Annotated in this window: 2 protein-coding genes and 1 pseudogene; all 3 read right to left on the bottom strand. The window is 72.5% G+C overall.

The features are described from left to right. Positions 1-175: pseudogene (locus GX015_RS02215) on the bottom strand (TrmH family RNA methyltransferase); the annotation flags it as partial. A gap of 51 nt (positions 176-226) precedes the next feature. Next, positions 227-2101, bottom strand: coding sequence for an alpha/beta fold hydrolase (locus GX015_RS02210; RefSeq protein WP_291342456.1), 1875 nt, complete (start codon positions 2099-2101; stop codon positions 227-229). 104 nt (positions 2102-2205) lie between these two features. After that, on the bottom strand, positions 2206-4799 hold a 2594-nt coding region (locus GX015_RS02205), incomplete at its 5' end, for an error-prone DNA polymerase (RefSeq protein ID WP_291342455.1).

The following is a 4799-nucleotide window of genomic DNA, read 5'->3' as shown; positions in this document are numbered from 1 at the left end:
CCGCGCGGCGGACGTGCTTCTCGTCGAAGTTGAAGCCCAACGGCTCCGCCAGATGCAGCGCCGCGCCCGTGCCCGCGCACATGCGGATCGCGTTGCCCGTGTTCGGCGGGATCTGCGGGCTGGCGAAGAGCACGTGGCAGAAGGGCGTGGGAGCGGTATCGGGAGAAGCGGTCACGGTGGGAAAGGGTACGCCGCGGGGCGGGGCCGACGTTGCCGGCGTGACCGGCTAATCGTCGACGCCCGGGGCACCGGCCTTCATCTCCGCGATGCGGGCGTCGAGGTGCGAGAGGTTCGGCGTGGTCACCAAGCCATGCCGGGACAGGAAATCCACGAGCGCCGCGGCGATGAGACGGCGGCTCTTCGGCTTGGCGTACTTGTGGCCCTCGCCCGGCACCTGCAGGTACTCGGTGGGCACGCCGCGAGCGCCGAGCGCGTCGCGCATCTGCAGCGACTCGCGCTCGGGAACGTTGGTGTCCCACTCGCCGTGGATGAACAGCACCGGCGCCGTGATGTGCTCCGCCTGGTTCAGCGGCGACACCTGCCGCAGCAGCTCGGCGTCGTGGTACGGGTAGCCGTACTTCGGGTACGCCGCCGACGCCAGCCACGGCTCCGTGGAGCCGTAGTAGGACTCGAAGCTGGTCATGCCGCAGGCGTCGACGACGGCGCTGAACAGCTCCGGGTAGCGCCCCGCCACGAGCAGGGACATGAACCCGCCATAGCTGCGGCCGCCCAGCGCCAACCGCCGCGGGTCGCCGATGCCGGTGTCCACCAGGAAGCGGGCGGTGTCGGCGACGTCGTCGATGGCGGCGAAGCGCCCGTAGCGGTCGTCGGCGTGGAGGAACGGCCGGCCCGCGCCCGACGAACCGCGGATGTTCGGGGTGAAGACCGTGACGCCGGAGTCGACCAGCGTGGTCAAAATGTCGTGGTTGACCGGCCGCGACTGCAGCTCCGGGCCGCCGTGGAGGTGGATGTACACCGGCTGCGGGCCGGAGGCGTCGTCGCCTTCGCCGTGGTACAGCCAGCCCGACAGCTCGAGGCCGTCGCGGGCGGTGAAGTGCACCAGCTCCGGGATGTAATTCTCCTGGGCGCGCTCGGCGATGCGGCGCGTGCGGTCGACGTTGATCGGCTCGATCTTGCCCGTCGACGTGCGCATGATCTCCACCGTCGGCGGCAGGTTCGGGCCCTCGACGGTCAACGACAGCAGCTCGCCGTCGTCGGTGATGGAGAGGTCGGAGGCGACCATGCCGGGCAGCTCCACCGACCGGCGGACGAGCACCTTCTGGTCCTCGCCGAGGGTCAGCAGATCCAGCAGGGAGACGCCGGAGGTGTTCCACAGCACCGCGGCGGTGGTCAGGTCCTCGCTGATGACGAACTCGTCGACGTCCGAATCCGGGTTGCCGATCATCTCTTCGGCGGTGACCTCGCGGCCGTCGACGGCCACCCGCAGCACGCGGCGGCGGTCGGAGGAATGGTCGGAGCACACGATGGCGGTGACGCGGCCGTCTTCGGCGGTGGTCTCCTCGCGCAGGATGGTGCCGGCGTCGGTCATCGCGCCGGGTTCGGGGCGCAGCAGCGGCAGCCACGTGCCGTCGGGTTTGACCAGCAGCAGCTCGCGGCTGCCGCGGGGGCCGACGCGCATCAGGGCGTGGCCCGCTTCGGCGGAGACGAGCAACGAGTCGGTGCGACGATCGAGCACGGTGTAGTCGCCGGTGTCCGGGTCGACGAGGCGGCCCTCGGTGATGCCGTCGGCGGCGACGGCGTCCATGGCCAGCTTGTCCCGGTCCCACTCGACCAGGGTGGTCTTCGCGTCGCCGGACAGCTGCAGCCGCGTCGCGCCGGGGACGGCGGGGTCGGTGGACACCAGCCACGTCTCCAGGCGCTCGGTGCCCAGCGGGGACACCTCGCAGGCGATCCAGCGGGCGTCGGGCGAGTGCAGCACGCGGGTGACGGGGCCGTCGACGGGCAGCTGCACCGGCCGCTCGTCGCCGAGGCCGTCGTCGGTCAGCGCCACCTGCACGGCCTTCGGGTAGCCGCGTTCGCGCACGATGTACGCGATCGCGCTGCCGTCGGGCGCGAGGGAGGAGCCATAGGTGTGCCGCATACCCGCCGATCATAGGAAAGCGCCGGGGCGCGGCGGCGTTGCGCCCCTGAAACGTGGCCGCCGGCGGCGCCGTCACCGCGTCTCCGGCCATTGCCCCGCCCGCCTCACCGGAAGTCCCGGCTGCGGCCCGCGACGACGGGGGCGGCGACGGCCTCGCGCAGCGGGGTGAGCTTGTCGGCGACGATGGTCACCGCCCCGGAGGCGTTCTGGGCGATGCCGCGCACCACCAGCGCCCGTTCGGTGGTGGCGATGACCCGGAAGCGGTTCCACAGCCCCGGCGTGCACAGGACGTTCATCAGCCCGGTTTCGTCCTCCATGCCCAGGAACACCACGCCGCCGGCGGTGCCCGGCCGCTGCCGGTGCGTGACGATCCCCGCCACCAGCACCCGCGACGAGTCCTCCACCGCCCCGAGCCCCGCCGCCGGCACCACGCCGAGCGCGTCGAGCTCCCCGCGCAGCCGCGCCACGGGGTACTCCCCCGGCGTGACGCCCGTGCCCGCCAAGTCCGCCGCCGCCAGCTCGAACTCGGTCATGCCCGGCAGCGCCGGGGCCGAGGCGACCGTCAGCCCGGGCAGCATGCCCTCGTGCTCCGTGGCCGCGACGCCGGCCGCCCACAATGCCTGTCGACGGTCCATCCCCAGACATTCCAGCGCCCCAGCCCTGGCCAGGGCCTCCACGTGGGCGACCGACAGCGACGCCCGGCGCGCCAGATCGGCGACGTCGCTGAAAGGGCCGGTGCCGTCACCGCTTCCGGGTTTCCCGCCGCCGTCACGTGCGGCGATGATGCGCTGCGCGGCGGCGTCGCCAAGCCCGGACACCGACCCCAGCCCCAGCCGGATCCGGCCGCCGGGGCAGTCCGCCTCCACGCCGGAGACGTTGACGTCCGGGCCGTCGCAGCCGACCCCGTGGCGGCGGGCATCCGCGACCAGCGACTGCGGCGAGTAGAAGCCCATCGGCTGCGCCCGCAGCAGCGCGACGCAGAACTCCGCCGGGTAGTGGTGCTTGAACCACGCCGAGAAATACACCAGCGACGCGAAGGACTGCGCGTGCGACTCCGGGAACCCGTAGGCGGCGAAGGCGACGATCTTGTCCCACAGCCGGTCCGCGACGTCGCCGACGATGCCGTTGGTCTCCCGCAACCCGTCGAGGAACCGGGTGCGCAGCGCCTCCATCCGCTCCACCGACCGCTTGGCGCCCATCGCGCGGCGCAGCGAGTCGGCCTCCGCCCCGGAAAACCCCGCGGCGTCGACGGCGACCTGCATCAGCTGCTCCTGGAACAGCGGGATGCCCAGCGTCTTGCCCAGCGACTTCTCCAGCACCGGATGGTCGAAGGTCACCTTCTCCAGCCCGTTGCGCCGCCGGATGTACGGGTGCACGCTGCCGCCCTGGATGGGGCCGGGGCGGATCAGCGCCACCTCGACGACGAGGTCGAAGAACTCCCGCGGCCGCAGCCTGGGCAGCGTGGCCAGCTGCGCCCGCGACTCCACCTGGAACACCCCGACGGCGTCGGCGCGCGACAGCATGTCGTAGACCGCCTTCTCGGCCACGTCGATCTCCCACAGCCGCACCGTCCGGCCGTGATGCTCGGCGACGAGGTCGATGCAGTGGTGGATCGCCTCGAGCATGCCCAGCCCCAGCAGGTCGAACTTCACCAACCCGGCCGCCGCGCAGTCGTCCTTGTCCCACTGCACCACCGACCGGTTCTCCATCCGCGCCCACTCCACCGGCACGACGTCGGCGATGGGCCGGTCGCAGATGACCATGCCGCCGGAGTGGATGCCCAGGTGCCGGGGTTGGCCGCGCAGCCCCTCGGCGAGTTCCGCGACCTGCTCGGGCGGGTCGGCGGTCTTGTTCACCCAGGCGTCGATGACGCCCGGCGCGTGCCCCAGCGCCCGGGCGGCGTCGCGCAGCGCACCGCGCCGCCGGTAGGTGATCACGTTGGCCACCTGCGCCGCGTTGTCGCGCCCGTAGCGCCCGTAGACGTACTGGATGACCTCCTCGCGCCGCCCCGATTCGATGTCCAGGTCGATGTCGGGCGGCCCGTCGCGCTCGGGCGACAGGAACCGCTCGAACAGCAGCCCCGCCGAAATCGGGTCGACGTTGGTGATGCCCAGCGCGAAGCACACCACCGAATTCGCCGCCGATCCGCGCCCCTGCGCCAGGATGTTCTCGCGCCGGCAGAACTCGCAGATGTCGTGGACGATGAGGAAATACCCCGGAAAGCCCAGCTCATCGATGACGCCGAGTTCCCGTTCCAGCTGGATCCAGGCTTGCTTGACGACGTCCGGCGCGCCACCTTCCCCGCCCTCGCCGACGGGCCCGGCCGCGTCGCCGTCCAGCCCCTCCGCGGGTCCATAGCGCCGCCGCGCCCCGTCCCGGGCGATGTGCGCCAGCCACGAGGATTCGTCGTGGCCCTCCGGCACATCCCACGCCGGCAGGTTCGGGGCGATGAGGTCGAGGGTGAACGCGCACTCCGCCGCCACCTCCGCCGTGGTCTCCAGGACGCCCGGCAGGTGCCCGAACAGGGCCTCCAACTCCGCACCGGAGCGCAGCCATGAGCCACCGGTCGGCGGCAGCTTCGGTTCGTGGTCGTCGAGGGATTCGCGCTGCGCCAGCGCATGCTTCGCCCCCGCCACCCGCGCATCCGACGGGGTCGCCGCCGTCGCCGCCGCGCCGGCCACCTGCCGCAGTCCGTGTG

It is taken from the genome of Corynebacterium sp., from assembly GCF_012837295.1.
In the GTDB taxonomy this organism is placed as follows: Bacteria; Actinomycetota; Actinomycetes; order Mycobacteriales; family Mycobacteriaceae; genus Corynebacterium.
This window is presented reverse-complemented; position numbering and strand designations above follow the sequence as displayed.